The sequence below is a fragment of the Curtobacterium sp. MCLR17_058 genome, assembly GCF_003234705.2.
Lineage (GTDB): Bacteria > Actinomycetota > Actinomycetes > Actinomycetales > Microbacteriaceae > Curtobacterium > Curtobacterium flaccumfaciens.
The window spans coordinates 3,077,304-3,101,175 of sequence record NZ_CP126262.1 but is presented as its reverse complement, the minus strand read 5'-3'; the positions used below and the strand labels follow the sequence as shown (position 1 = coordinate 3,101,175).

The 23,872-nt window shown below is 72.7% G+C and carries 18 protein-coding genes; 5 read left to right on the top strand and 13 right to left on the bottom strand.

Annotation, left to right across the window (positions count from 1 at the left end; all coding sequences use genetic code 11):
- Nucleotides 1-31: 31 nt before the first annotated feature.
- The 4 genes from DEJ11_RS14580 to DEJ11_RS14565 are packed head-to-tail and all read left to right on the top strand — an operon-like array spanning nucleotide 32 to nucleotide 2,988.
- A complete protein-coding gene (locus DEJ11_RS14580; protein WP_111104009.1) occupies nucleotides 32-499 on the top strand; it encodes a hypothetical protein in 468 nt (155 codons plus the stop codon).
- Entirely contained in the window at nucleotides 499-1,404 is a 906-nt protein-coding gene (locus DEJ11_RS14575) for a hypothetical protein (RefSeq protein WP_111030740.1), read from the top strand. The genes DEJ11_RS14580 and DEJ11_RS14575 overlap by 1 nt, the downstream gene beginning before the upstream one ends.
- A gap of 4 nt (nucleotides 1,405-1,408) precedes the next feature.
- The gene (locus tag DEJ11_RS14570; protein WP_111104010.1) at nucleotides 1,409-2,584 is read left to right on the top strand and encodes an alpha/beta hydrolase family protein; all 1,176 of its coding nucleotides are present in this window, start codon (nucleotides 1,409-1,411) and stop codon (nucleotides 2,582-2,584) included.
- Between the two features lie 8 nt (nucleotides 2,585-2,592).
- Nucleotides 2,593-2,988 carry a DUF7882 family protein gene (locus DEJ11_RS14565; RefSeq protein WP_111032766.1) on the top strand — a complete coding sequence of 132 codons (396 nt, stop codon included), beginning with the start codon at nucleotides 2,593-2,595 and terminating at the stop codon, nucleotides 2,986-2,988.
- 370 nt (nucleotides 2,989-3,358) lie between these two features.
- Here DEJ11_RS14565 and DEJ11_RS14560 read toward each other — a convergent pair whose 3' ends face one another.
- The 3 genes from DEJ11_RS14560 to DEJ11_RS14550 all read right to left on the bottom strand — a co-directional run bounded on the left by DEJ11_RS14560 (nucleotide 3,359) and on the right by DEJ11_RS14550 (nucleotide 12,360).
- Nucleotides 3,359-5,149, bottom strand: a complete 1,791-nt coding sequence (locus DEJ11_RS14560; RefSeq protein ID WP_111104011.1) for a sulfite reductase subunit alpha — start codon at nucleotides 5,147-5,149, stop codon at nucleotides 3,359-3,361.
- Complete coding sequence (locus tag DEJ11_RS14555) at nucleotides 5,146-10,716, bottom strand: glutamate synthase-related protein (RefSeq protein ID WP_111104061.1); 5,571 nt, start codon at nucleotides 10,714-10,716, stop codon at nucleotides 5,146-5,148. Before DEJ11_RS14555 ends, DEJ11_RS14560 begins: the two co-directional genes overlap by 4 nt.
- Before the next feature lie 339 nt (nucleotides 10,717-11,055).
- Complete coding sequence (locus DEJ11_RS14550) at nucleotides 11,056-12,360, bottom strand: bifunctional glycosyltransferase family 2/GtrA family protein (protein WP_111104012.1); 1,305 nt, start codon at nucleotides 12,358-12,360, stop codon at nucleotides 11,056-11,058.
- 113 nt (nucleotides 12,361-12,473) lie between these two features.
- On the opposite strand from DEJ11_RS14550, the gene DEJ11_RS14545 reads away from it, so the two are divergent.
- A complete protein-coding gene (locus DEJ11_RS14545) occupies nucleotides 12,474-13,292 on the top strand; it encodes a helix-turn-helix transcriptional regulator (protein WP_111104013.1) in 819 nt (272 codons plus the stop codon).
- Between the two features lie 39 nt (nucleotides 13,293-13,331).
- On the opposite strand, the gene DEJ11_RS14540 is transcribed toward DEJ11_RS14545, so the two are convergent.
- The 10 genes from DEJ11_RS14540 to DEJ11_RS14495 all read right to left on the bottom strand — a co-directional run bounded on the left by DEJ11_RS14540 (nucleotide 13,332) and on the right by DEJ11_RS14495 (nucleotide 23,847).
- A complete protein-coding gene (locus tag DEJ11_RS14540) occupies nucleotides 13,332-13,838 on the bottom strand; it encodes a hypothetical protein (protein ID WP_245165815.1) in 507 nt (168 codons plus the stop codon).
- 259 nt (nucleotides 13,839-14,097) lie between these two features.
- Nucleotides 14,098-14,640, bottom strand: coding sequence for a hypothetical protein (locus tag DEJ11_RS14535; protein WP_146250073.1), 543 nt, complete (start codon nucleotides 14,638-14,640; stop codon nucleotides 14,098-14,100).
- Between the two features lie 48 nt (nucleotides 14,641-14,688).
- Nucleotides 14,689-14,958 (bottom strand): hypothetical protein, encoded by a 270-nt coding sequence (locus tag DEJ11_RS14530; protein WP_071406090.1) that lies wholly within the window; start codon nucleotides 14,956-14,958, stop codon nucleotides 14,689-14,691.
- Nucleotides 14,959-15,058: 100 nt separating this feature from the next.
- Nucleotides 15,059-16,678 carry a sensor histidine kinase gene (locus tag DEJ11_RS14525; RefSeq protein WP_111104017.1) on the bottom strand — a complete coding sequence of 540 codons (1,620 nt, stop codon included), beginning with the start codon at nucleotides 16,676-16,678 and terminating at the stop codon, nucleotides 15,059-15,061.
- Nucleotides 16,675-17,397, bottom strand: a complete 723-nt coding sequence (locus tag DEJ11_RS14520; RefSeq protein WP_111047288.1) for a response regulator transcription factor — start codon at nucleotides 17,395-17,397, stop codon at nucleotides 16,675-16,677. Before DEJ11_RS14520 ends, DEJ11_RS14525 begins: the two co-directional genes overlap by 4 nt.
- Before the next feature lie 35 nt (nucleotides 17,398-17,432).
- The gene (locus tag DEJ11_RS14515; RefSeq protein WP_258375450.1) at nucleotides 17,433-19,604 is read right to left on the bottom strand and encodes an ArnT family glycosyltransferase; all 2,172 of its coding nucleotides are present in this window, start codon (nucleotides 19,602-19,604) and stop codon (nucleotides 17,433-17,435) included.
- Nucleotides 19,605-20,079: 475 nt separating this feature from the next.
- A complete protein-coding gene (locus DEJ11_RS14510) occupies nucleotides 20,080-20,892 on the bottom strand; it encodes a fructosamine kinase family protein (protein ID WP_111104018.1) in 813 nt (270 codons plus the stop codon).
- An 85-nt stretch (nucleotides 20,893-20,977) separates the two neighbouring features.
- Nucleotides 20,978-21,712 (bottom strand): response regulator transcription factor, encoded by a 735-nt coding sequence (locus DEJ11_RS14505; protein ID WP_111104019.1) that lies wholly within the window; start codon nucleotides 21,710-21,712, stop codon nucleotides 20,978-20,980.
- Nucleotides 21,700-22,914 (bottom strand): sensor histidine kinase, encoded by a 1,215-nt coding sequence (locus tag DEJ11_RS14500; RefSeq protein ID WP_111104021.1) that lies wholly within the window; start codon nucleotides 22,912-22,914, stop codon nucleotides 21,700-21,702. The genes DEJ11_RS14505 and DEJ11_RS14500 overlap by 13 nt, the downstream gene beginning before the upstream one ends.
- An 84-nt stretch (nucleotides 22,915-22,998) precedes the next feature.
- Nucleotides 22,999-23,847, bottom strand: a complete 849-nt coding sequence (locus DEJ11_RS14495) for a LysR family transcriptional regulator (protein WP_111104022.1) — start codon at nucleotides 23,845-23,847, stop codon at nucleotides 22,999-23,001.
- Nucleotides 23,848-23,872 lie beyond the last annotated feature (25 nt).

Sequence of the window (23,872 nt, the reverse complement as noted above, 5' to 3'; positions counted from 1 at the left end):
CGGTAGTCTTGCCGCGGAGATCGGAGGGGCGATGGCGGAGCAGCTGGGTGCGTCCGGTGCCGTCCGTGCCCTCGTCGCCACCCTGCCCCGTGCGCCGCAGCTGTCCGACGTGGTGACCGGCGTCGGTCGGATGGTCGGCAAGCCCACGCGCGTCGTCGACGCCGACGGGCCGAGCTGGGGTCCGCTCACCGCGCTCGTGTCGCAGTTCGAGCACGAGAACCTGGTGCTCGTGCCGGCCGACGCACCGCCGCTCTACCGCATGCACTGCGTGCTGCACGAGCTCGGGCACCTGGTGCACGGCGACGTCGGCACACCGACCGCGTCGTCCGTCGCCGAGTTCGCCGCGGGGGGCCACGTCTGCCGCCGCGCGCTCGACGCCGACTCCGGGCTCGTGAGCATCTCCGACGACGACGAGCACTTCGCCGAACGGTTCGCCTACGAGCTCGCGACGGTCCTGCTCGCCGGGGCCACGGGCGCGGACGAGCGGGCCTACGGCTGATGGCCGTCCTGCACGCCGCGGCCTTCTGGTTCGCGGCGCTGATCTTCCTCGCCCGCACGCCGTACGTGCTGCGGAACCCCCGTGGTCGGGCGGCCTGGGGTGCCACCGGCGTCGGGGCGCTGGGGCTCCTGACCCTCGGCAGCGTCGTGCCGCAGCCGGTGCTCGACGGTGCCCTGGGCGGTTCGAACCTCATCAACCTGGTGCAGAACGTCTGCGCGACCGTCGCGTTCTGGCTGATGCTGCGCGCGAGCACCGACGACCTGCCGGAGCGCCCGGTGCTCGCCAGGCCGGTGGCGCTGCTCGTCGTGGTCGTGGCCTTCACGGTGCCGTTCCTGCTGGTCGAGGAGCGCGGCGGGACCGACTTCCACTTCATCGTGCGCGAGATCGAGCAGACCCCGATGTGGCTCTACGGGACGGTCTACATGGTGAGCGTGGGACTGATCGCCGCGACGACCCTGCGCCGTGGCGTGCTGCAGAACCCGGTGGCGCTCGTGGTGTTCCGCGTCGGGCTCGCCCTGGTCGTCGTGGCGAGCGTCGACGAGGTCGCCTCGCTCACCGCCGACCACTTCGGACTCTTCCCGGCCGGGGTGCGGGACGGCCTGCGCCTGGCCTTCGACCCGCCGTTCTACCTCGGCATCGTGCTCATCGTCGTTGCGATGGCCTCGCTGACTTTCCGGCGGTGGGGCCGTGACCTGCGACACCGCGGGCACCACCGACGCCTGCGCCGCATCGCCCGTCGGCACGCGGTGCGAGCGGTCGAGCGGCCGGGGGACCCGCAGGCCCGGACCTACGACCTGGTCATCGCGATCCGCGACGCCGAGGTGCAGGGCCGGACCCTCGACGACGCCGAACTCGCGCAGGTGCGGTCGGCCGAACGGACCCTGACCCGGAGCCTCGGAGGATGACGGCGTGACGATCGTGTGGTGGGTGCTCGGAGCGCTCGTGGTGCTGGCGGCGGTGTGCCTCGTCGGGCTGGTGGTCCTGGTCGTCCTGCGGAAGGTCGTCGGCAGGATCGTGCTGCCCGGTGGCGACCGGTGGACGCCCGTGCTCGAGTCCGACGCGGACTCCGTCCGGCTGCCGATCACCGACGACACCGTGCGGCCGGGGGAGTACGGGCTGTGGCACGACGGCCCGGGGCACACCACCGTCGGGCCGGTGCTCGAGGTCGACGAAGCCGCCGGGTTCGTGCGCCGGGCCGTGGTGCGGACGACCGGCGCCGTGTCGTCGCGGGTGCGGTGGAGCGGGCACGTGCACCCGGACCCGGCGGCGATGGAGGTCGACTGGTCCGAGGTGTCGCTGTCGACGCCGGTGGGGCCGGCGCCCGCGTGGGTGGTGCGGCCGGGGCCCGGCGGCGCTGGGCGCCCCGACCCCGTGGCCGCCCGCACCTGGGCCGTCCACGTGCACGGGATCCGGACGACCCGGGTCACCGCGCTCCGGACCGTCCCCGCGGCGCTCGAACTCGGCTGGACCTCGATCGTCCCGTCGTTCCGCGGCGACGGCGAGGCACCGTGGGAGGGCCGGGCCTCACACCTCGGAGCCCGCGAGTGGGCGGACGTCGAAGTGGCGCTCGACCACGCCGTCGCGAACGGCGCCGAACGGCTCGTCATCGTGGGGTGGTCGATGGGCGCGACGATCACGCACGAGCTCCTCGCCCGCTCGGCGCACCGTGCCCGCCTCGCCGGGATCGTGCTCGTCGCCCCGGCGCTGGACTGGGCCGTCACCGTCCGGTCCCAGGCCCGCCGCGCGGGACTGCCGGGTTTCGTGGTGCGTGCTGCCCTCGGGGCGATGGCGACGCCGGTCCTCTGCCGGACGGTGGGGCTGCGGTCGCCGGTCGACGTGCGCGCGCTGTCGTGGTTGCGCGCACCCCGGCCGCTGCCACCGACCCTGCTCATCCACTCCACCGGCGACACCACGGTGCCGTTCTCGGCCAGTCAGGAGTTCGCCGATGCCCACCCCGGCACGGTGACACTGGCGGTCAGCGAGCCGGCCGAGCACGCCTGGGAGCGCAACGTCGACGCCGTCTGGTTCGACCGCACCATCACCACCTGGGCGTCCGGTCTCGCGCACACCGGCGTGCAGGAGTAGAAGGAGCCATGGGGCAGCTCATCTACGACGGCCGACCGCTCGACCTGCGGATCGACGACCGCGCGCTCACGCACCTGCAGATCGTCATCGTCAACATGCTCCGGCGTGACCACCGCTTCGCGTTCTCGTGGAAGGACGACGTCGTCCACGGCAACGGTCGCAGCACGATCTGGCTGCACCCCAACGTGAGCCTGCACTTCAAGTTCACCGGCAGCCGGGTGCCGTCGATCAACCGCAGCTGGCTCGAGGACCTCTACGCCTCGGCCACCTCGGGGTCGGGGCTCGTGCTGACGCCGGAGCCGGCGGACACCAGCACGGCGGCCGACTCGGCGTGGTCGCGGGCGGTGGCACCCGGCGACGCGGACGACGCATCCGGGACACCGAGTGGTAGCACAACGCGCTGATCCGGGTCAACGGGTTCCACCCAGGTTGCTCGGATCGTACTGTGGCGTCACCGCGGTTCGCTGTCGTCCCCCGCACCGGCGCTAGGGCACCGGTGTTGGCAGCGTCCGCGGCAGGAGGGGAACCCGAACAGCCCGTGACGCACAGCGAGTCCGGTGCCGACCAACCACCGGTGACCGAGACGAGCGAGGGACGTGAGTCCCGGATCAGGGGACTCCCTGCTCGGGTCACCGACGCCACGCGTCGGTGATGCGTGCGTCACGCTGCAGGGCCCGCCGGTCCGCCCCCATCGACCGGCGCTCCTCCGGGACCGCCCCGGCCATCGGATTCGGGTTCCGTGGCCGGGGCGGACTCATCAGATCTGCACGCGGCTCAGTAGACGTCGCGCACGTACCGCTTCGCGCGACGCATGTCGGCCAGGTACGCCTGTGCGTCGTCCTCGCCGCGCGCGCGTCCGATCCGGATGACCTGGAGCAGCGCAGCCTCGACGTCCTTCGCCATGCGTGAGGCGTCGCCGCAGACGTACACGTGGCCGCCGTCCTCGAGCCAGGCGAAGAGCTCCGCCGAGCGCTCGAGCATCCGCGTCTGCACGTAGACCTTCTCGGCCTGGTCGCGCGAGAACGCCAGGTCGAGGCGGTCGAGCACGCCCTGTTCCTGCAGCTCGGTGAGCTCGTCCTGGTACACGAAGTCGGTGTCCCGGTGCTGGTCACCGAAGAACAGCCAGTTTCGCCCCGTCGCCCCGGACACCGCGCGCTCGTGCAGGAACCCGCGGAAGGGCGCGACTCCGGTGCCCGGTCCGATCATGATCATCGGGGCCGACTCGTCCGCCGGCACCCCGAACGACGCGTTCGGCTGCAGGTAGACGTCGACGGTGCCGTCCGGGTCGACCCGGTCGGCCAGGAACGTCGACGCGACACCGGCGTACATCCGGTGCGGGTCGCCGTAGCGCACCGACGCGATGGTCAGGTGGATGCGGTCCGGGTGCGCCAGCGGGCTCGACGAGATCGAGTACTGGCGCGCCTGCAGCGGCCGCAGGTTCGGCAGCAGCTCGTCGAGTCCCGGAGCGGCCGGGCCGGCGTCGCGGAGCAGGTCGAGGACGTCGCGTCCCCAGAGCCAGCGGTCGAGCTCGTGCTTGTCGCCGTGCGCCACGACGGCCGCGAGTTCGCTCGACGGCGCGCGCTGCACCAGGTCGGCGATGAGGTCCTTCGAGGGCGTCCGGATCTCACGGTCGGTCCGCAGGACCTCGGTGATCGGCCGGCCGTCGAACGCCTCGCCGCCGTTCGCGCCGACCTGCTCGAGCAGGTCCGCGACGAAGACCTCGTCGTTCACGGGCACGACCGCCAGGGCGTCGCCGGCCGCGTACTCGATGCCCGAGTCACCGAGGTCGAACTCGTAGTGCCGGATCTCCTTCGCGCTGCGCGGCGAGGAGAGCAGCCGGTTCTCGACCAGGCGTGACGGGTACGGGTTGCGCTTGTTCCACTGCGACCCCGGCCGGGAGGCACGGCTCGCGCCCGCCCCGCCGGTCGCGGCGGCACCGTCGCCGGCACCACCGCCCGTGGTCGCGCCGGGTGCAGCCGTCGCGCCGGCCTCGGCGGCGAGGCGGTCGAGGACCGCCGCGGTCCACAGCGCGGCCGGGTCCTCGAAGTCGACGTCGCAGTCGACGCGGTCGTGGATCCGGGTCGCGCCGAGCTGCTCGAACCGGGTGTCGAGGAGCTTGCCGGCCTGGCAGAACTCGTCGTAGCTCGTGTCGCCGAGGCCCAGGACGGCGTACTGCAGCCCCTCGAGCCGCGGCACGGTGCTCGCCTGGATCGCGTCCCAGAACAGCCCGGCGTTGTCGGGCATCTCGCCCTCGCCGTAGGTCGAGGTGACGACGAGCACGTGCGACATCTCGGCGAGCTGCTCGGGGGTGACGGCGTCGAGCGCACTGGCACGACCGCCGAGTCCGCGGGCCTTCGCGCCGGCGACGAGCTCGTCGGCCAGGAACTCGGCGTTGCCGGTCTGGGTGCCGAAGAGCACGTCGATCGTCGTCGTGGGCGCGCTGGCTGCGACCTTCTTGCCGGCGGCGGCGATGCCCGCGATGAACCCGGCGAGCCAGGACTCCTGGGCGGCCGAGAACGGTGCGTCGACGGGGATCAGCGACCCGGTCGGGGGGAGCAGGCTCACGCGGTCACCGCCTCGGCCGGCGCCTGCGGTGCACGGCGGGCGATGTCCTCGAGCGCCGCGGTGGCGAGCAGCTCGTCGAAGCGGGCCTCGCGGACGCGGCCGTCGTTCTTGGCGTTCTGGTGCATGATCCACCCCGTGGTGCCCGGCGCGTCCATGCTGCGGTTGTTCCGCTGCGTGAGCGCGCGCTTGTAGTCGTCGAGCCGCTTGATCGCGATGAGCGTCGCGAGCTGGTCGTCGGCGAACCGGTCGAGCGTGCCGCGCAGGTACTTCACGACGCGCTGCTTGACGGAGAAGTCCTCGGTGAGCACGAGGTTCTTCACGGCCTCGGCCACTCGCGGGTCGGCGGTGCCGAACGCGCCCGGGACGCGCTCGAGGGCGACGTCCTGGGCGACCCCGAGCACCGTGTACGACGACAGCAGCGAGAACATGTCCTCGCCCTGGTCGCCGAGCGCCGGGGCACGGCCGTCGAGCACCGTGCGCTGGTCGCGGTAGTCGAGCTTGAACGCGCGGAGCTTGTCGGTGGCGATCGAGGTCGCGAGCTCGTCGAGGAGCTCGGGCCGGGTCGCCGCCGCGAGGATCTCGCCGGCGTCCTGCGTGAGCAGCAGGGCACGGGGCATGCCGACGTACACGTGCGCGCGGGCGGTGTCCCACTCGGCGAGCAGCCGCTCGGCCAGGGCCGAACCCGTCGCCTCGAGGTGCCACTCGAGCAGCAGGCGGGCGGCGGCCTCGTGGAACGCACCGCGCTCGGTGTCGGTGATCGGGAACACCAGCAGCGAGTCCGTGCTGGCACGCTCGGCGACCTGGCCGGAGGGGTCGTACTGGTACAGGAATCCGCCGGACATGCCGTTGCCGAGGCCCTTGCCGAACGCGCCGAGGTTGAACACGGCGCCGCCGGTCATGTACTCGCAGCCGAAGTCGCCCACGCCCTCGACGACGGCGGTCGCGCCGGAGTTGCGGACGGCGAACCGGTCGCCGGCCTCGCCCTCGACGAAGGTGCGGCCGCCGGTGGCCCCGAACAGCGCGAAGTTGCCGACCAGCACGTTGCCGCCCTGTTCGGCGCTGCCGCCACCGGGGGCGCGGACGATGATCCGTCCGCCGCTCTGGCTCTTGCCGACGCCGTCGTTCGCGGTGCCGGTGTGCTCGAGCACGACGCCGTCGTTGTTGAAGACGCCGTAGGACTGCCCGGCCGAGCCCTGCGTGCGGATCGTGACCGCGCCGTCCACCAGCCGGCGGCGTCCGCGGTCGTCCGTCGTCACGGCGGGCAGGCCCTGTACGTCCTCGGCGCGGAGCTCGTGGTTGAGCAGGCGCTCGAGGTCGATGCCGAGCTGGCCACCGACCGACTTGTCGGCGTTGCCGAGCAGCACGCCGTGCACGAGCACGTGCTCCTGCGCGTGGTCGACGAGGGCGGTGCGGACGCGCTCGAGCAGGGCGTCGTCGGTGTGGAAGTCCTTCTCCAGGTACTCCGGGTCCGCGACGAACTTCTCCGGCACCTGAGCGAGCAGGGCACGGGCGTCGAGCCGGCCGACGCTCGCCGGGTGGTCCAGGAGCTGCAGCAGGTCGGTCCGGCCGCGGGCCTCGCGCAGGGAGCGCAGGCCGAGCCGGGCCAGGATCTGCCGCACGTCGTGGGCGATGTTGAGCAGGTACTGCGCGAGCGCGCGGGGGTCGCCCTCGAACGCCTCGGCGTTCGTGGTCAGGCCCGCCGGGCACTTCACGTTGCAGTTCTTCGCCATCACGCAGCCGAGCATCATGAGCGCGGTCGTGCCGAACTCGAAGCTGTCGCCGCCGAGCAGGGCGCTCGTGACGACGTCGCTGCCGGTCTGGTGCGCACCCGAGCAGCGGAGCGTGACCTTCTGGCGCAGGCCGTTCGCGACCAGGGCCTGGTGCACCTCGGCGACGCCGATCTCCGCGGAACGGCCGGCGTACTTCAGGCTGGTGACGGCCGCGGCGCCGGTGCCGCCGGTGTTGCCCGCGACGTTGATCACGTCGGCGCCGGCCTTCGCGACGCCGACCGCGATGGTGCCGATGCCCTCGGACGAGACGAGCTTCACGATCACCCGGACGCGGGCGGCCTTGCAGTCGTGGATGAGCTGCGCGAGGTCCTCGATCGAGTACGTGTCGTGGTGCGGCGGCGGTGAGATCAGCTCGACGCCGGGCGTGCCACCGCGGGCCGCGGCGATGTCCACCGTGACCTTGGGTGCGGGCAGCTGACCACCCTCGCCGGGCTTCGCGCCCTGGCCGATCTTGATCTCGAGCTCCTCGAGCATGGGGTCGGCGAGGTAGCCGGCCCAGATGCCGAACCGGCCCGAGGCGAACTGCTTGATGCGGGAGCCGCGGATGGTGCCGTAGCGGGAGTGGTGCTCGCCGCCCTCACCGCTGTTCGACATGCCGCCGACCATGTTCGTCCCGTGTGCGACGGCCTCGTGGGCGGTGGCGACGAGCGCGCCGTGGCTCATCGCGCCGGACGCCAGGGTCCGGGTGATCTCGTGGGCCGGCTGCACCTCGGCGAGCTCGACACTCGCCGGGGCGCTCTGCAGCAGTGCGAGCAGGGCGACCGCCGCACCGGTGGCGCGGAGCGTCACCGCGCTGTCGTCGACGGCGTCGACGTCGATCTGTCCGGGGTGGAGCAGCGCGAGGCCGTCCGCGAGGGCCGCGTGGCGCAGTGCACCCGTGGTCCCCGTCGACGTGAGCTCCAGGCGGAACCGCTCCGTGCCTCCCGGCAGGTCCTGGTCGTCCGACGGACGCGAGCCGGAGAGCCCGCGCACGGTGACGCTGGCGTTGCCGCTCGTCGAGAACCGGCCGAGCTCGCGTGCGAAGTCCTCGGCCGTGTCGATGCCGGTGACGTCCGCGGGCAGCGCGAGCACGTCGCGGAGCGCGGCGGGGCGGCGGGACCGCTCGTCGTGGGTCGTCTGCAGGAACGTGACGTAGCCCGGCGTGATGCGGTGCGCGTCGATCTCGGCGTCGCTCAGCCGGTCGTACCCGGTGTTCCGGTACGCGGCGTCGGTGATGCCGAACGAGTCGTCGAGCTGGCCGAGCGTGAGCAGGCGCAGCGCGTCCGAGTCGCCGGAGCGTTCGAAGGCCGGGCGCTCCTCGGTCATGCCGCCGAACCCGCGGACGCTCGCGACGCCGAACGAGTGGCCGGCGCCGTCGGAGCGTTCCTTGAACAGGCCGAGCAGCGGGACCTGGCCCTCGGACGCCACCGAGCGGGCACGCTCGTGCCAGTCCGTCGCCGCCTGGGCGATGCGCGCGAAGCCGACGCCGCCGACCGGGGCCTGCATGTGCGGGAAGATCCGCGCGAGCACGTCGTCGCCGGTGTCGAGGTAGTTCGGCTCGAAGAACTCGCCACCGATGTAGCTCTCGGCGGTGCACAGGCCGACACGGCCCATGGTCTTCGCCAGGGCCTTCTCGGCGGCCTTGCGGAACTGCTTGAGCGCCAGGTCGGTCGCGGTCAGCTCACCGGCGGGTGCGGGTGCGGCGGGGTACTTCTCCTCCGCACGCAGACGAGCGCTCAAGCTGTACACAGCGGCGGCACCGAAGCCCAGCGCGGTCGCGACGTGGTGTGACGATGGCAGCTGACCGCTCTCCGCGACGACGGACACCCGCAGGCGCAGACCGGTCTCGATGAGCCGCTGGTTGACGGCGGCCACCGCCAGGATCACGGGGAGGGGCGCATGGGTCGACGACACCTCGCGGTCGGTCACGACCGCGATCCCGCCACCGCGCGCCGCGAACGCCTCGATCGCGTCGCACAGGGCGTCCAGCGCGCCGCGCATCGCGTCGGCGTTGGCCTGCTCGTCGGCGGGCACCGGCACGTAGAGCATGTCGAAGCGCTCGAGCGGCACGATGTCCTGCTCGCGCAGGCGCACCATGTCGAGGTGCCCGAGGATCGGCGACTGCACGACGAGCTGACGCCCCGTGGTGCCCGTGCCGTCCGGCTTCGCGCCGAGTGCCACGCGCATCGACATCCCGTCGGCCTCGCGGATCGAGTCGAGCGGCGGGTTCGTCACCTGGGCGAAGCGCTGCGAGAAGTACTTCGCCATGCCGCCCTCGGTGTCGCTCAGGGCGTTGATCGCGTTGCCGTAGCCCATCGCCGAGATGCGCTCCGACCCGTTCTGCAGCATCGGGTCGAGCATGAACCGGAAGCTCTCCTGGTTCAGCGAGTACGCCACGTACCTGCCCGCGAGCGACAGGTCGCCGTCGTAGCCCAGGGTGGACGTCGTGCGCTCGTAGTCCGGAGCGGGCACGTCGTCCAGGTTCACGCGGGCGGCGTCGAGCAGGGTGCCGTAGTCACGGCGGGCCGCGAGCATGTGCAGCACCTCGCCCGTACGCATGCGGGTGCCGGTGCGGTGGTCGACGACGAGCATGCCGCCGGCCTCGATGCGGCCGCGGTGCACGACCTCGTCGGCGTCGAACTCGACCTGGCCGGCCTCGGACGACACCATCAGGTACTCGGCCGTCTCGACGGTGCGCAGCGGGCGCAGGCCCAGGCGGTCCAGGCGGGCGCCGACGACGTCGCCGTCGCTGAAGATCACGGCGGCGGGACCGTCGTTCTTCTCCTCGTACAGCGAGAAGTACTCGAGCATGTCCCGGACGTCCGGGGTCAGGGTGCGGTCGTTCTCCCACGCCGGCGGCATGAGCGAGACCACGGCCTCGATGATCTCGAGCCCGTCGTCGAACACACGGCTCTGCAGGGTCTGGTCGAGTCGGCTCGAGTCCGACTGCCCGGGCGGACGCACGATGCTCCGGGTGCGGGCCCGCGCGAGCGCCTCGTCGGACAGCCGGTTCTTGCGGTCGGTGTTCAGCTCGCCGTTGTGCGCCATCAGGCGGAACGGCTGCGCCATCGTCGGGTGCGGCTCGGTGTTCGTCGAGAACCGGGTGTGGAAGTACAGCGTCCGCACCGAGTGCCGGGGGTCGCGCAGGTCGGTGAAGTACCCGATCACCTCGCCGGAGTTCAGCCGGCCCTTCAGGATCTGGGTCCGGGCGCTGAGCGACAGCGGGTACAGGGCGGCGTGCTCGGCGCGCTCGGCGGCGGCCTGGGCGTAGGAGACCGCCTCGATGGCGAGCAGGGCGCGGTTCGCGGCGGCGTCGACCTCGGTGCGGTCCCAGTCGGACGGAGCACGGAAGACCCACTGCACGATCGGCAGCTGGTACTGCTCGGCCTCGGGGCGCGCGACGGAGTGGTCCACCGGGACGTCACGGACCAGCAGCAGCTCGAAGCCCTCGTTCGTGATGGCGTCCGTGACGGTCTGCTCGGCGCGGGCGCGCTCGTCGGTGCCGTCGGCTCCGTCGCTGCTCGGCACGAAGCAGTTCGCGACGCCGAAGTGCCCGGCGCGCAGCTGCTCGCCGGTGATGGCGCTGAAGAACTCCACCGACAGGTCGATGCTGACGCCCGCGCCGTCACCGACACCCTCGGCGGACTTGCCGCCGCGGTGCGGGATGGAGCACAGCGCTTCGTCGCCCTTGCGGATGACGTCGTGGCTCGGCGTCCCGTCGAGACGGGTGATGAAACCGACGCCGCAATCGCTCGATTCGCGGGCAGGGTCGTAGAGACCGAAAGAGGTGGGGTTCACGTGCGGGTCCAGTGGGGCGTTGCCGGCAGCGGACGGCGCGGGCTGCATCGATGGAGCGCTCGCCGCGGGCAGACCGATGGTGGCAGTCGGGCCCTGTGGGGTGGTGGTGCGGTAGGGCGATGCTACGGCTTGGTATACCGACCGTGCAACACGGGTGGTGTGGGGCGTGATGGTGTCGCACAGTGCGGGTCTGTTCGGCTGGTGCGAGGTTGCACGCTCGGTGCGAGTTCGTAGCGCTGCACGGAGCATGCAACCTCGCACGGGATGGCCGACGCCGCACGGTGCGGCATGCCGCGGGCGCCGTGCAACCCTGCACCGGGTGGGTGACCCGGCACAGTGTCAGGCTGCTCGCTCGCCGGTGCGCTCGGGGGTCGCGATCGGTTCGGTGACCGCCGTGCTGGCGTCGGCCGCCGGGGTGGTGCCGGGGCGGATGAGCTCCGGGCGTCGGCGGCCACGGAACACCCACGCCTTGAACAACACGAACCGCACGCCGGTCGCAACCAGGTTGGCTGCCGTCAGCACCGCGATCTCCGCACCGTGCGAGGCTCCCGGCACCGACGCGTGCAACACCACGAGCGACCCCGACGTGATGGCCCAGGCGATGCCGAACACGACCAGACCCTGCACGTGGTGCCGACCGGCTCCCGCACGGCCCCGCACCCCGAACGTGAACCGCCGGTTCAGTGCGGTGTTGCCGATCGCCGTGACCAGCAGCGCGAGGAAGTCCGCGGTCTGGGCACCGATCGCCGGCCGGAACAGGGCGTACAGGGCAGCGAACGCCAGGGTCGAGAGCACCCCGATCGCCCCGAACCGCAGGACCTGCCCCAGGAACCCCACGCTCGGTGGGGTGAACGGCTGCCGACCGATCGCCGCGTAGACCGTGCTGATCGGCACCCGCCCGGTGGCGATGTTCCTCGACACCCGCCACATGCCCTTCAGGTCCTCGGTCGCGGTCGACGCGATGTGCACCGAGGAGTTGACGTCGTCGACCCAGTCGACGGGGACCTCGTGGATGCGGAGTCCCGCGTGCTCGGCCAGCACGAGAAGCTCGGTGTCGAAGAACCAGGCGTCGTCCTCGCACAACGGCAGCAGGTGGTCGGCGGCGGCCTTCGTGACCGCCTTGAACCCGCACTGCGCGTCCGAGAACGACACCCCCATCGTCGTCCGGAGCAGCAGGTTGTAGGAGCGCGAGATGAACTCCCGCTTGCTGCCGCGCACCACGCGCGACGAACCGGCGAGCCGGGTGCCGATCGCCAGGTCCGAATGCCCCGACAGCAGGGGTGCCACGAGTGGTTCGAGCGCGGCGAGGTCGGTGGACAGGTCCTCGTCCACGTAGACGAGCACGGCCGCCGGCGATGCCGCCCAGACCTCCTTGAGCGCGCGGCCCCGGCCCTTCTCGGGCAGGTGCACCGCATGCACGCCGGGGAGCATCGCGGCGAGGTCGTCGGCGATCCGAGCGGTGTCGTCGCTCGAGGCGTTGTCCGCGATCGTGATCCGCCACGAGTGGTGCAACGACGTCCGGCAGAAGGCGTGGAGCCGTCGCACGTGGGCGGCGAGCGTGTCCTGCTCGTTGTAGCAGGGGACGACGATGTCGATGTCGATGTCGATGTCGAGGGGCTGGTTCGTCTCCGTCATGCCGCTCATGCTCGGCAGCGGGGCTACGGGGGCCGAGGCAGGGCGCTGTGGCCCGGGTAAGAACGAACACCACGTGAACGGGGCGGACACGACACCTGTTGTCCGGATACGTTCGACGCACGATGACGACCGAGCGCGACGACGCACGACGGACGGCCGTGCTGCTCCCCGGGGAGCGGCTGGGGCTGGCGCTCGACGAGCGGTGCCCGGAGTTCACGGAGCTGCTGCTCGCGCCACCGTTGCACGGCATCCGACCCGACGGGCACGATTGGCTCCGGCGTCGGTACGAGCAGATCGTCCCGCTCGTGCTCCCCGCGGCACTGCGCGCGGTCGAGCGTGGGGAGCCGCTCGACCCGGAGTGCCTCGTGCGGCTCCGCGAGGTCGCAGCCGCCAGCGCCGACGACCCGCAGGTCGACGTCTCGGTCGTGCTCCGCGGCGCCCTGCCCGCGATCCGTGTCTTCGCCCTCGTCATGCACACGGCCACCCGCGAGCACGCGACGACGATCGACCACGCCGGCCGGACGATGCTCGCGATGAGCCGGGCATCACTCGTGGCGCACGAACTCGGCTCGTGCTGGGCGGAGGCCTGGGCGCAGCACCGCGGAGGGGCGTCGGCGGACGCGACGACAGCGCTCGGCACCGACGACATCGACCTGGTGGCATCGGCGCCCGGCCTGGACGAGACCGAGGAACGGATGCTGGCGCTCGCCGCCCGTGGTCTGTCGAACGACGCCATCGCCAAGGAGACCGCCTACAGCCGGCAGGCCGTCGCCTGGCACCTCGGCCGGCTGATGAAGTCCTGGAACGCACCGAACCGGACGGCGCTGGTGTCGGTCGCCTTCGTCCGGGGCTGGATCCGGTCTCGGCGGGACTTCATGCTGGCTGCACGCAACCGGCCGTCGGCGATCGAAGCGGCGCGGTCGAATGGCGACGCCCCCTGAGACCGAGGTCCCAGGGGGCGTCGCCGACGAACGGAGGAGTCAGCCGCCGTTGACGTGGATGACGTTGTCGATGCGCTCGATGTTGCCGAACACACCCCAGTTCAGCCAGCCGCCGTCACCGTTGTTGGTGACCTTGCCGGGGCCCTTGAACCAGTAGATGACGTAGTTGCCACCCTTGATGTCGATCGACTGGGCGTCCGCGACGTCGCCCTCGACGGTGATGTCCTGGTTCTTGTTGACCACCGCGACGGTGAGGCGGTCGGGGTTGCCGGCGTTCCAGTAGCCGACGTCGAGCGCCGCCTGCACGGCACCGCCGCGGTCGCTCTGGTCGTTGACCGCGTCCTTGATCGCGTTGACGATCGCGACCGGGTCGAGGTTGACGTTGACGCTGCCGCCGACGGACGACGAGGTGCTGGGCGGCGCCGGCTCGGCGGCCTGCGCGGGGGCTGCGACGAACGCCCCGGCGATGACGGCGCCGCCGAGGGCGGTGCCGGCGAGGAGCTTCACGGACTTGCGCTTGAACGAGTTCATGATCGTGTTTCCCATCTCTGCAGTGGTGACCCGTTCGGGTCGTCTTGCTCGGACAGGACCCAGCCTGCGTGCGCTCCGACGCGGATGCACGCGATGCGCCTCGACGTTGGTCGATCGTCTGACGATCCGGACGACGCCCGATCGCCGTGCCATCGTCTGCCGGTCCTGGCGTGTGACATGGCACGGTGGTAGCGTGATCGTGCTCGTTGCGTTGAGCTTCGAGAAGTGGACCCGAGACCCATCCGGACGGTTGGGCGCTCGGGTTCTGCGCGTTTCAGACGTCGATCACGGTGATCTCCGGAGGACAACGACGTCTCCAGTCGCCGCCCTTCGCCCACGCCCACCCGACTGCATCCGGCAGGGCCAGGAGCGGCTCGTGTGCAGCCGTCTCGTGGCGGTGGACCAGACGGGCGCCACCCGAGTCCCGCGTCGCCTCGACGATCCACTGTCGGTCCTTGCGGATGAGTGTCTCGTCCCGTTCGAAGCACACGCTGACGCGCGGGGACACCGCGGTGGCGGCGACGAGTCGTCTGAGGCACGCAGCGCGGCGTGCTGTATCGGATCGCCCGTCCTTGACGGCACGGAAGACCGTGACCTCCACCGGTAAGGACGCGATCGTGCTGAGGATCAGCCGGCGACGGGCGTCGTTCTCCTTCCGCATGTGCAGGCGCGACTGCCCACGCAGGACGAGGCCGGTGAGTGCCGACCGTGCGGCCCGTGTCGATGAGCGTTCGAGGCAGACGGCGACGAGGAGGTAGTCCTTGACCTTCGACTCATCGACGAAGACCTCTCGGTACCCGTTCGTCGCTGTCGTCACCACCGCGTCCCCACGGCGTACCGCTCTACATATCAGTGACGCTCTCGGTCAGCGGGGCAGCAGGATCTGCACGATCGCGACGACCACGAGCGCCGCGATCGGGACGCCCGCGATCCAGGCGCCCGCCCGCATCTGTGTCCGGCGGATCGTGGGCGGTGCGTGCGAGGAGCGCGCGAATTCGGTCGCGGCCACGAGCTCCGGCGCCGCGGCGGGCGGTGCGGGCTCGGGCTGGGGGCGGTCGTCCTCGAACGCCGGGACCTCGACCACCAGGTCGGCGGGGTCGGGGCGGCCCGGGAGCTTGTCGTACGCGTTCGTCACGGGGCCTCCTCGTCCGGTGTTCTCCGACCAGTATGCGACCCTGACGGCACTCGGTGAGCAGGAGATGGCGAGTGCGGTCCCGGCACCCGACGTCTTCTGCTCACGAAGCGCCCGAGGCCGGCAGGTCCACGGTGAACGCGGTCCGGCCGGGCTCGGACGCGACCCGCACGATGCCGCCGTGCGCCACGACCACGGCCCGCACGATCGCGAGCCCGAGGCCGCTCGTGCCGTGCTCCCGTGAGCGCGAGGCCTCACCCCGGGTGAACCGGTCGAACAGGGTCGGCAGGGACTCGGCGGGGATCGGCGGCCCGTCGTTCGCCACGACGAAGCGGACGACGGCACCGTCCGACGCAGACGCAGACGCAGACGCAGACGCCGACCGCGACCCGGGCACCGACTGCAACGACACCACGACGGCAGTCCCCGGCGGCGTGTGCGTCCGGGCGTTGGTCAACAGGTTCGTGACCACCCGTCGGAGCTGCACCTCGTCACCGGCCACGAGCACCGGCTGGTCGTCCACGATCTGCAGCGTCCACCGGTGGTCCGGCGCCGTCGCGCGGGCGTCCATCGTGGCGTCGACGACGAGCGACGTCAGGTCGACCGGCTCGCGGACGACCTGCGACGCCGGCGCCCCCGACGCCAGGGCCGAGGCGTCGAGCCGTGCGAGCAGCAGCAGCTCGTCGACGAGGTCGCCCATCCGGACGGCCTCACGTCCGATCCGTTCGACGTTGCGGTGCACGGCGTCCAGGTTCGAGGTCCGCTCCGACAGCTCGGCGTACGCCCGGACGGTGGCGATCGGGGTCCGCAGCTCGTGCGAGGCATCGGCGACGAACGTCCGCATGCCGGCCTCGGCGTCACGACGCACGGTGAGCGCTCGGACGACGTGGCCCAGCAGCCGGTTCAGCGCGTTGCCGACCTGCGCGACCTCGCGGTTCGCGCGCAGGTCGGCGTCGGAGACGCGGACGGGGATGTCCGGGTCTCCGCGTTCCAGGTCGAGTGCGGTCACGCCGGACGCCACCGCGGCGACGCGTTCGAGCGGACGGAGCGATCGACGGACGAGCACCGTGAGCGCCCACGCGGCGACGGCGAGCCCGAGCACCGTGACGACCCCGATGACGAGCAGCAACCGGGCGATCGCGGCGTCGAGGTCACCGAGGGGGAGCGCGGTGACGAACACGTCGCCGTCGTCGCTGACCGCCTGCGCCCGGTAGTCCCCGAGCGCGCCGAGTTCGACCGTCACGGGGTCGCCGCCGGTCTGCACCGCGGCGAGCGTCCGCTGCTGCGCCGCGGTCAGGCGGCGCTGGTCACCGTCCCCGTCGGTGTAGCCACCGAGCACCAGGTCGCCGTCTCGGACGATGGCGATGACCGTGCCCGCCGACTGCCCCGGCGCACCGATGAAGGCGTTGTCGGGATCCGGCAGATCATCCGAGTCCGACGACGAGGACGAGGACGACGACGAGGACGACGACGACGACGAGGACGACGACCCCGGCGGCGGCCCGGAGGCCCCGGGCGGCGGTTCGGCCCCGTCCCGTCCGCCGACCGTCCGCATCGCCGCCGTCGACAGCTCCGCGTCGAGCCGGTCGACCAGGTACCCCCGGAAGGCGACGACGGTCACCGCCCCCACGACGACGTTGGTCGCGACGAGCAGCAGGGCCACGGCCGCCACGATCCGCCAGCGCAGCGACGGCACACGCCCGGTGCGCCCGAGGCGGCTCACGTCGCCGGCCGGAGCACGTACCCCGCCCCACGGACGGTCTGCAGCATCGGCTCTCGTCCGGCGTCGAGCTTCTTCCGCAGGTACGACACGTACATGTCCACCAGGTTCGACGACGTGCCGAAGTCCATGCCCCACACGCTCGCCAGCAGCTGCTCGCGGGACAGCACCCGGTTGGCGTTCCGGGCCAGGTGCCGCAGCAGCTCGTACTCGGTCGGCGTGAGCTCGATCCGGTCCCCGGCACGGCTGACCGAGCGGGCGTCCTCGTCGAGGCGGAGGTCCCCGACCACGACCTCGGCGCTCGCCCCGGCCGCGGCGACCCGGGCCGAGGTGCGCGCCAGGATCCGCGCACGGACGAGCAGCTCCTCGATGCCGAAGGGCTTGGTCAGGTAGTCGTCGCCGCCGCCGGTCAGCCCGGCGAGCCGGTCCTCGGGGGCGTCGCGTGCGGTGAGGAACAGCACCCGCACGCCGTCGCGGGCGTCGCGGAGCCGTTCGAGCACCTCGAACCCGTCGATGTCCGGCAGCATCACGTCGAGCACGATCACGTCGGGCTGGAACTCCCGGGCCGCGAACAGCACGTCGCGCCCGCGGTGCACCGACCGCACGGCCCAGCCGTCGCCCGCGAACGCCAGGGCGACGGCCTCGGCCAGGGCGTGCTCGTCGTCGACGACGAGGGCGCGGACGGGGGAGCCGTCGGTGCGCTGCAGCGGGGTGCCGGGCATGTCCCGGAGCCTATCCACCGCGCCCTCGTCGCCGGTCACTCCGTGCTGCTCAGGTCGTAGACGGTCTGGCCGCCGACGGTCGTCGACCCGTAGTTCGCTGCGACCCACTCCTGGATCGCCGACGCGGTCGACGAGCCGCCGCCCATGCCGCCGCCGGAGCCGGACGACACGTAGTACCCGATGTCGCCGTCGGCGACGTAGGCCTTGAACTGCGCGAGCGTCGGTGCCGGGTCGCTCGACCAGCCGCCGATCGCCATCACGGCGGTGTCGGTGTCGAGTTCGAGCTGCGCGGCCGACTGCGATCCGTTGACCGCGGCCGCCCACTTCGCGTCGGATGCCTCGAGCAGCTCCTGCAGTGCGGACGAGGTCGACGCGCCCTCGCCACCACCCCCGGCCTGGAGGCCCGTCCCCGACCCGCCCTCGGAGGTCGCGTCGTCCGTGCCGTCCTGCCCACTGCCCGGTGCCGTACCGGACGTGCCGTCCGGCATCTCCGGCGCCTCGCCGGAGGCGCCGTCCGGCGGGGTCCCGCCGGGACCCTGCTGGGAGTCGGACGTGCTGTCGGAGCCGCCGTCGTCGGAGCCGGAGGTCGACCCACCCGGTCCGCCCGTGCCTCCCGGGAAGCCACCGGTGCCGCCGCCCATCCCACCGGAGCTGCTGCCCGCCGGACCGACGCTCGGGATCGAACCGGAGTGCGCGACGGTCGTCGTGGCGAGGGCGTAGGCGGTGGTGCCGGACAGGCCGAACAGGGTGCCGGCGAGGACGCCGACCGTGACGAGTCGGCGCAGCGACGGCACGCTGCCGATGACGATCAGTGCCGCGGACAGCAGCCCGCCGGCGAGCATCACCCAGCGCAGCCACGGCAGCCAGGTCGGGTTCTCGTTGAGGAGGCACCAGCCCCAGAACGCGGTCACGCCGATCATCGCAGCGAGGCCGAGGCGGCCGACGAAGCGGGCTCGTGCGTGCCAGAGCAGGGCGCCGCCGGTGCCGACGAGTCCGGCGATGGCCGGGGCGAGGGCGACCGTGTAGTACGGGTGGATCGTGCCGGACATGTACGAGAACACGAGTCCGGTGACCAGGAGCCAGCCACCCCAGAGGACCAGTCCGGCGCGTGCGGGATCGGCCAGGTGCCGACGGCCGACGACGACCAGCCCGACGACCAGGGCGATGAGCGCCGCGGGCAGGAGCCACGAGATCTCGAGCCCCATCTCGGACGAGAACAGGCGGTTCAGGCCCGTCGAGCCGCCGAACGAGCCTCCGGCGGTGCCGCCGGTCATGCCGCCGCCTCCGCCGCCGTTGCCCGAGCCTCCGAAGATCCGGCCGAGGCCGTTGTAGCCGAACACCAGGTCGAGCACGGTGTTGTTCGTCGAGCCGCCGATGTAGGGGCGGGACTCGGCGGGCCAGAGCCACACGGCGACGACCCACCAGCCCGCGGCCACCACGAGGGAACCGGCGGCGACGAGCAGACCGATCACCCGTCGGCCCCAGCCGGTGCGGGCGGCGAACAGGTAGACGAGGCCGAAGGCGGGCAGGACGAGCAGGCCCTGCAGCATCTTCGTCAGGAACGCGAACCCGAGGGCGACCCCGGCGAGCGCGATCCACTTCCAGCTGCCCTTCGGCAGCGCCCGCACCGTGCAGTACGCCCCGGCGGTCATCAGCAGGACGAGCAGGGCGTCCGGGTTGTCGAAGCGGAACATCAGTGCCGCGGCCGGGGTCGCTGCGACGACGAAGCCCGCGAGCAGTGCGCCGACGTTCGCGGTGGTGGCTCCGAGTCGGGCCACGGTGCGGCGGACCGTGCCCCAGACCAGGGCGACGGAACCGACGGCCATCAGCGCCTGGGGGAGCAGCAGGCTGAAGCTCGAGAAGCCGAACAGTCGGGCCGACAGCACCATCACCCACAGCGAGGCGGGTGGTTTGTCGACCGTGATGAAGTTCGATGAGTCGAGGGAGCCGAAGAAGAACGCCTCCCACGACTTCGTGCCGGCCTGCACGGCGGCGGCGTAGAAGCTGTTGGCGTACCCGGAGACGCTGAGGTCCCACAGGTACACCACGGCGGTCACGGCCAGGAGCGCCCAGAACGCCGGCCGGAGCCAGCGGGCGTCTTCGCGCTCGCCGAGGAACAGTCGGGCGAGGGGCGGGCGGCGCCGATCCCGGGCGGCACTGCGCGCGGGGTCGCGTCGGTCGGTCACGGGTATCGGGTACGTGGTCATGTCGATGAGCATCCGGGGCGTTCCCCGACTGCTGCACTGCGACGGCTATGTGCGGGCTAAGGACGCACGGTGCGCGGTTGGCCGGCGGGCGGCGGCGCGGCGCACGGTGCGCTGTTGTTCGGTCCGTGCGGGGTCGCCTGCTCGGTGCGCGGTTGTAGCGCTGCACGGGGCGGGCAACCCCGCACGGGTTGAGCGAGGCCGCACGGTGCGCGGTTGGCCGGCGGGCGGAGGCGTGGCGGGCGGCGGCGCGGCGCACGGTGCGCTGTTGTTCGGTCCGTGCGGGGTCGCCTGCTCGGTGCGCGGTTGTAGCGCTGCACGGAGCGGGCAACCCCGCACGGGTTGAGCGAGGCCGCACGGTGCGGCGCCGGCACGGGGCGGGCGACCCCGCACAGGTTGAGCGAGGCCGCACGGTGCGGCGGCGGCACCGGGGCGAGCAACCTCGCACGGGTTGAGCGAAGCCGCACGGTGCGAGGGGTCAGGCGTACCGCTGCGCTGCCCGGAGTGCTGCCCCGGTGTACGAGCCGCCGAACAGGAACACGTGCAGCAGCAGCGGCGCGAGCTGGTGGAGTTCGACGCGCTCCTGCCAGCCGTCGGCCAGCCGTGACTCCCGGTCGTAGGCGGCGAGCACCGTCTCGAGCCGGGGCAGCCCGAACAGCCCGAGCAGTGCCAGGTCGGTCTCCGCGTGCCCGCCATGCGCGATGGGGTCGATGAGCACGGCGCCGGTCGGTTCGGACGAGTCCGTCGGCCAGAGGACGTTGCCGGCCCACAGGTCGCCGTGCAGGCGTGCAGGTCGGTCCCCGACGAGCGCGGGCTGGGGCGACCCGAGCGTGCCGTCCTGCATGCGTGCGGCGACCCGCTCGAACACGGCGGCCTCGGCGTGGTCGAACCCGCCGGCGTCGACGATGCGGCGGACGAAGTCGCGGATCCGGTACTCGGCGAAGAACTCGCCCCAGGTCGCCGGTGCCTGCTCGGCCGTGACGAACGGCGTGCGCGAGCGGCCCATCCGCAGCGCCGCACCGCGGGTCCAGCCGGCGGGCGGCGCACCCCAGTGGTCGGCGCCGGCGGCGTGCGTGTGCGCGAGGGAGCGGCCGAACCGCTCCGCCTGGGCGGCGGTGGGGGAGCCGTCGGAGATCAGCTCGAGGTCGAGCACGGTCGGGGTCGGGCGCCCGAGCACGCGGGCGATGCGGGTGCCTCCGGTGTCCTCGGCCTCGGCGAGCCAGGCGAGCCCGGCGGCTTCGGCTGCCGCTTCGTCCGCGGTGGTGAACGTCTTCACGTGCGTCTCGGCCATCGGTCCATCCTGCCGAGGGGGCACCGTCGACCGTTCAGCCCACGGTCACCCGGCGACCCGGCGCCCCGGCGACCCGGTCACCCGGTCACCCGGTCGGCTCTCCCCGCCGGGCCGCGTGCACCACGAGTGCCAGCTGCACCCGGTTCTCGACGCCGAACTTCTCGTACACGTGCCCGACGTGCGTCTTCACGGTGGCCAGGCCCACGTACAGGTCGGCGGCGATCTGCGCGTTGGACGCCCCGTTCGCCACGGCGAGTGCGACCTCCCGCTCCCGCTCGGTCAGCAGGGCGAGCAGCCGGCGCGCCTCGGTGTCGTCCGCAGCGGCATCGACCGGTGGCCCGGCCGGTGCGCCGCCCGGACCACCGGCCGCCTGGCCCGAGCGGGATCCGGCCGCGAACGCGATGACCCGGTCGAGCACGGACGGGGACAGGATCGAGCGCCCGGCCGCCACGGTCCGCACGGCCTGCACGAGTTCGTGCGGCGGGGTGTCCTTGAGCAGGAACCCGCGGGCGCCGGCCTGCAACGCTCCGAGCACGAGGTCGTCCCCCTCGAAGGTCGTCAGCACCAGGACGGCCAGGTCGGGTCGGCGGCGCAGTTCGCGTTCGGTGGCGACGAGTCCGTCGCACCGGGGCATCCGGATGTCCATGAGCACGACGTCGGGCGCGGTCGCGGCGATGACGCCTTCGGCCTCGAGCCCGTCGCCCGCTTCGCCCACCACCACCAGGCCGTCGTCGCCGCTGAGCAGCATGCGGAGCCCGACGCGCACGAGCTGGTCGTCGTCGACCAGGACGACGCGGACGGGAGCGGTCACGGAGTCCACGGCAGCACCGCCTCGACCACGTGCACGCGTCCGTCGTCGCTGCCGGCGCGGAAGCTCCCGCCGACGAGCCGGGCGCGTTCGGCGAGCCCGCGCAGGCCGTGCCCGGCGGTCTTCCCGGACGCGTCCGCGTGCGCAGGTCCGTCGGTCAGTGTGTTCGACACCACCACCCGGACCCCGGGACCGGGGACGGTCTCGACCACCACGTCGACGGGTTGTCCGGGGGCGTGCCGACGGGCGTTCGTCAGCGATTCCTGCACGATCCGGTAGGCGTGCCGGCCGACTGCCGTCGGCACTGCTGCGCCGTCGGTGTCGACGCGCGCCCGGACGGTCGCACCGCCGGAACGCGCCTGGTCGAGCAGGTCGGGCAGGTCGACGAGCGTCGGCTGCGGAGGCGCGGTGCCGGTCACCTCGTCGCCGCCGGTCGCCGCGGGGTCGCGCAACACCCCGAGGACGTCGCGCAGGTCGGTCAGCGCGGAGTGCGCCTCGGCCCGTACGACCCCGGCCGCCGCGGCGGTCTCGTCGGGGGTGAGCCCCGGGCCGCGGTACTCGAGGGCACCGGCGTGCAGCGCGACCAGGGACAGCCGGTGGCCCAGGACGTCGTGCATCTCGCGGGCGATGTGGGCGCGCTCCTGCTCGCGGGCACGGTCCTCGCGCAGCTGCTGGTCGCGTTCGAGCAGGGCGGCCCGCTCACGCAGCGACAGCAGGAGCGCCCGGCGCTGCCCGATCGCGATGCCGATGACCACGAGCAAGGCGATGCCGACGACGCCCGCGATCAAGATCTGCCAGAGCGGCATGTCGTCCGCCGGGGGCGCCAGGACGACGTCGTAGAGCACCGTGGCACCGAGCAGCACCACACCGGCGACGGCGAGCTCGACAGCCCGGCGCCGGGTGGCGAGCGACACCGTGGCGATCGCGGCCGCCCCGACCGCCAACGTCGACACCGAGCTGAGGGCACCGATGACGACGGTGATCACCAGCGGTGCCCGGTGCCGGAACGGCAGGAGGACGAGGGCGGCCAGACCGGCACCCACGTCGCCGAGGATCAGTGCGCCGACGTGCAGGTCGCTCCACCCACGGGTGTCCATCGTCGGCCACACGAGCCCCGCGGTGAGCAGCCCGGTCAGGGCCGCGACGGCGACACGCCAGGTCTGGGACCACACACGCTGCCCGAGCGGCACGGCGGGGAGCGTGGTCGAGGTCATGCCCCGAGCCTAGGGAGCCGTCGGGACGAGCGGATCCGCCGAAGGTCGGAGCTGCCGGAGCAGCCTGACCAGGAGCCACCCGTCTCAGACCGCGTCCACCAGCGCCCGCGCCAACGGGTGCCACGCACGGGACGACGGCCCGCTCAGCACCAGGGTCCGTTCGAGCCGCCGGGTCATCGGGATCATCACGAGGTCCGGCGGCAGCATCCCGCGGCCCAGGGTCGGCACGATCGACACGCCCTCGCCCCGCTGGATCATCCCGAACATCGTGCTCATCTCCCGCACCCGGTGGGCGTACCGGAACGGGCGGCCGTCGAGCTCGTGGAGCTTCTGGATCTGGTACTCGCAGCCACCGCCGCCCGCCACCAGACCGTCCTCGTGCAGGTCGTCGAGGGTGAGCGCGGGCAGTTCGGCGAGGGGGTGGTCGCGGCGGATCACGGCGGCCATCTCGTCCCGCGCCACGACCACGCCGCCGTCGGGCACCGGCGAGGGGTCGACGAGCACGGCGGCGTCGACGGTGCCGGCCTCGAGCCACTCCGGCATCTCGTCGTCGTCCCCCTCGTAGACCTGCACGTCGACGTCGGGCAGGGTCACCGCCCACAGTTCGCGGAGCCGCGGCAGCAGGCCCTGGCAGACGGTGGGGACGGCGGCGAGGCGCACGGTGCCGCGCGCCGTCGCGGGCCGGACCACCGCCTCCAGGGCTTCGACCGAGGCGAGCACGCTGCGGGCGTGGGCCAGCAGGCGGTCGCCCAGCGGTGTGGCGGCGGCGACCGTGCCGCGGCGCACCACGGGGCCGCCGACCTCGCGTTCGAGCCCGGCGACGGCGTGGGACACCGCGGACTGCCCGACGCCCAGCGCTGCGGCCGCCGCGGTGAAGGACCCGGCGTCGAGCGTGGCGACGAACGCGCGCAGTTGCTGGACCGAGACGGTCATGCGTCCTCCTCATGGCAGCATGAGC

What these genes read in the sequence shown, in the direction of transcription:
- DEJ11_RS14580 (WP_111104009.1), top strand. Translation starts at nt 32, where the DNA reads ATGGCGGAGCAGCTGGGTGCGTCCGGTGCCGTCCGTGCCCTCGTCGCC.
- DEJ11_RS14575 (WP_111030740.1), top strand. Translation starts at nt 499, where the DNA reads ATGGCCGTCCTGCACGCCGCGGCCTTCTGGTTCGCGGCGCTGATCTTC.
- DEJ11_RS14565 (WP_111032766.1), top strand. Translation starts at nt 2,593, where the DNA reads ATGGGGCAGCTCATCTACGACGGCCGACCGCTCGACCTGCGGATCGAC.
- DEJ11_RS14550 (WP_111104012.1), bottom strand. Translation starts at nt 12,360, where the DNA reads ATGAGCGGCATGACGGAGACGAACCAGCCCCTCGACATCGACATCGAC.
- DEJ11_RS14545 (WP_111104013.1), top strand. Translation starts at nt 12,474, where the DNA reads ATGACGACCGAGCGCGACGACGCACGACGGACGGCCGTGCTGCTCCCC.
- DEJ11_RS14540 (WP_245165815.1), bottom strand. Translation starts at nt 13,838, where the DNA reads ATGGGAAACACGATCATGAACTCGTTCAAGCGCAAGTCCGTGAAGCTC.
- DEJ11_RS14520 (WP_111047288.1), bottom strand. Translation starts at nt 17,397, where the DNA reads ATGCCCGGCACCCCGCTGCAGCGCACCGACGGCTCCCCCGTCCGCGCC.
- DEJ11_RS14515 (WP_258375450.1), bottom strand. Translation starts at nt 19,604, where the DNA reads ATGACCACGTACCCGATACCCGTGACCGACCGACGCGACCCCGCGCGC.
- DEJ11_RS14510 (WP_111104018.1), bottom strand. Translation starts at nt 20,892, where the DNA reads ATGGCCGAGACGCACGTGAAGACGTTCACCACCGCGGACGAAGCGGCA.
- DEJ11_RS14500 (WP_111104021.1), bottom strand. Translation starts at nt 22,914, where the DNA reads ATGACCTCGACCACGCTCCCCGCCGTGCCGCTCGGGCAGCGTGTGTGG.
- DEJ11_RS14495 (WP_111104022.1), bottom strand. Translation starts at nt 23,847, where the DNA reads ATGACCGTCTCGGTCCAGCAACTGCGCGCGTTCGTCGCCACGCTCGAC.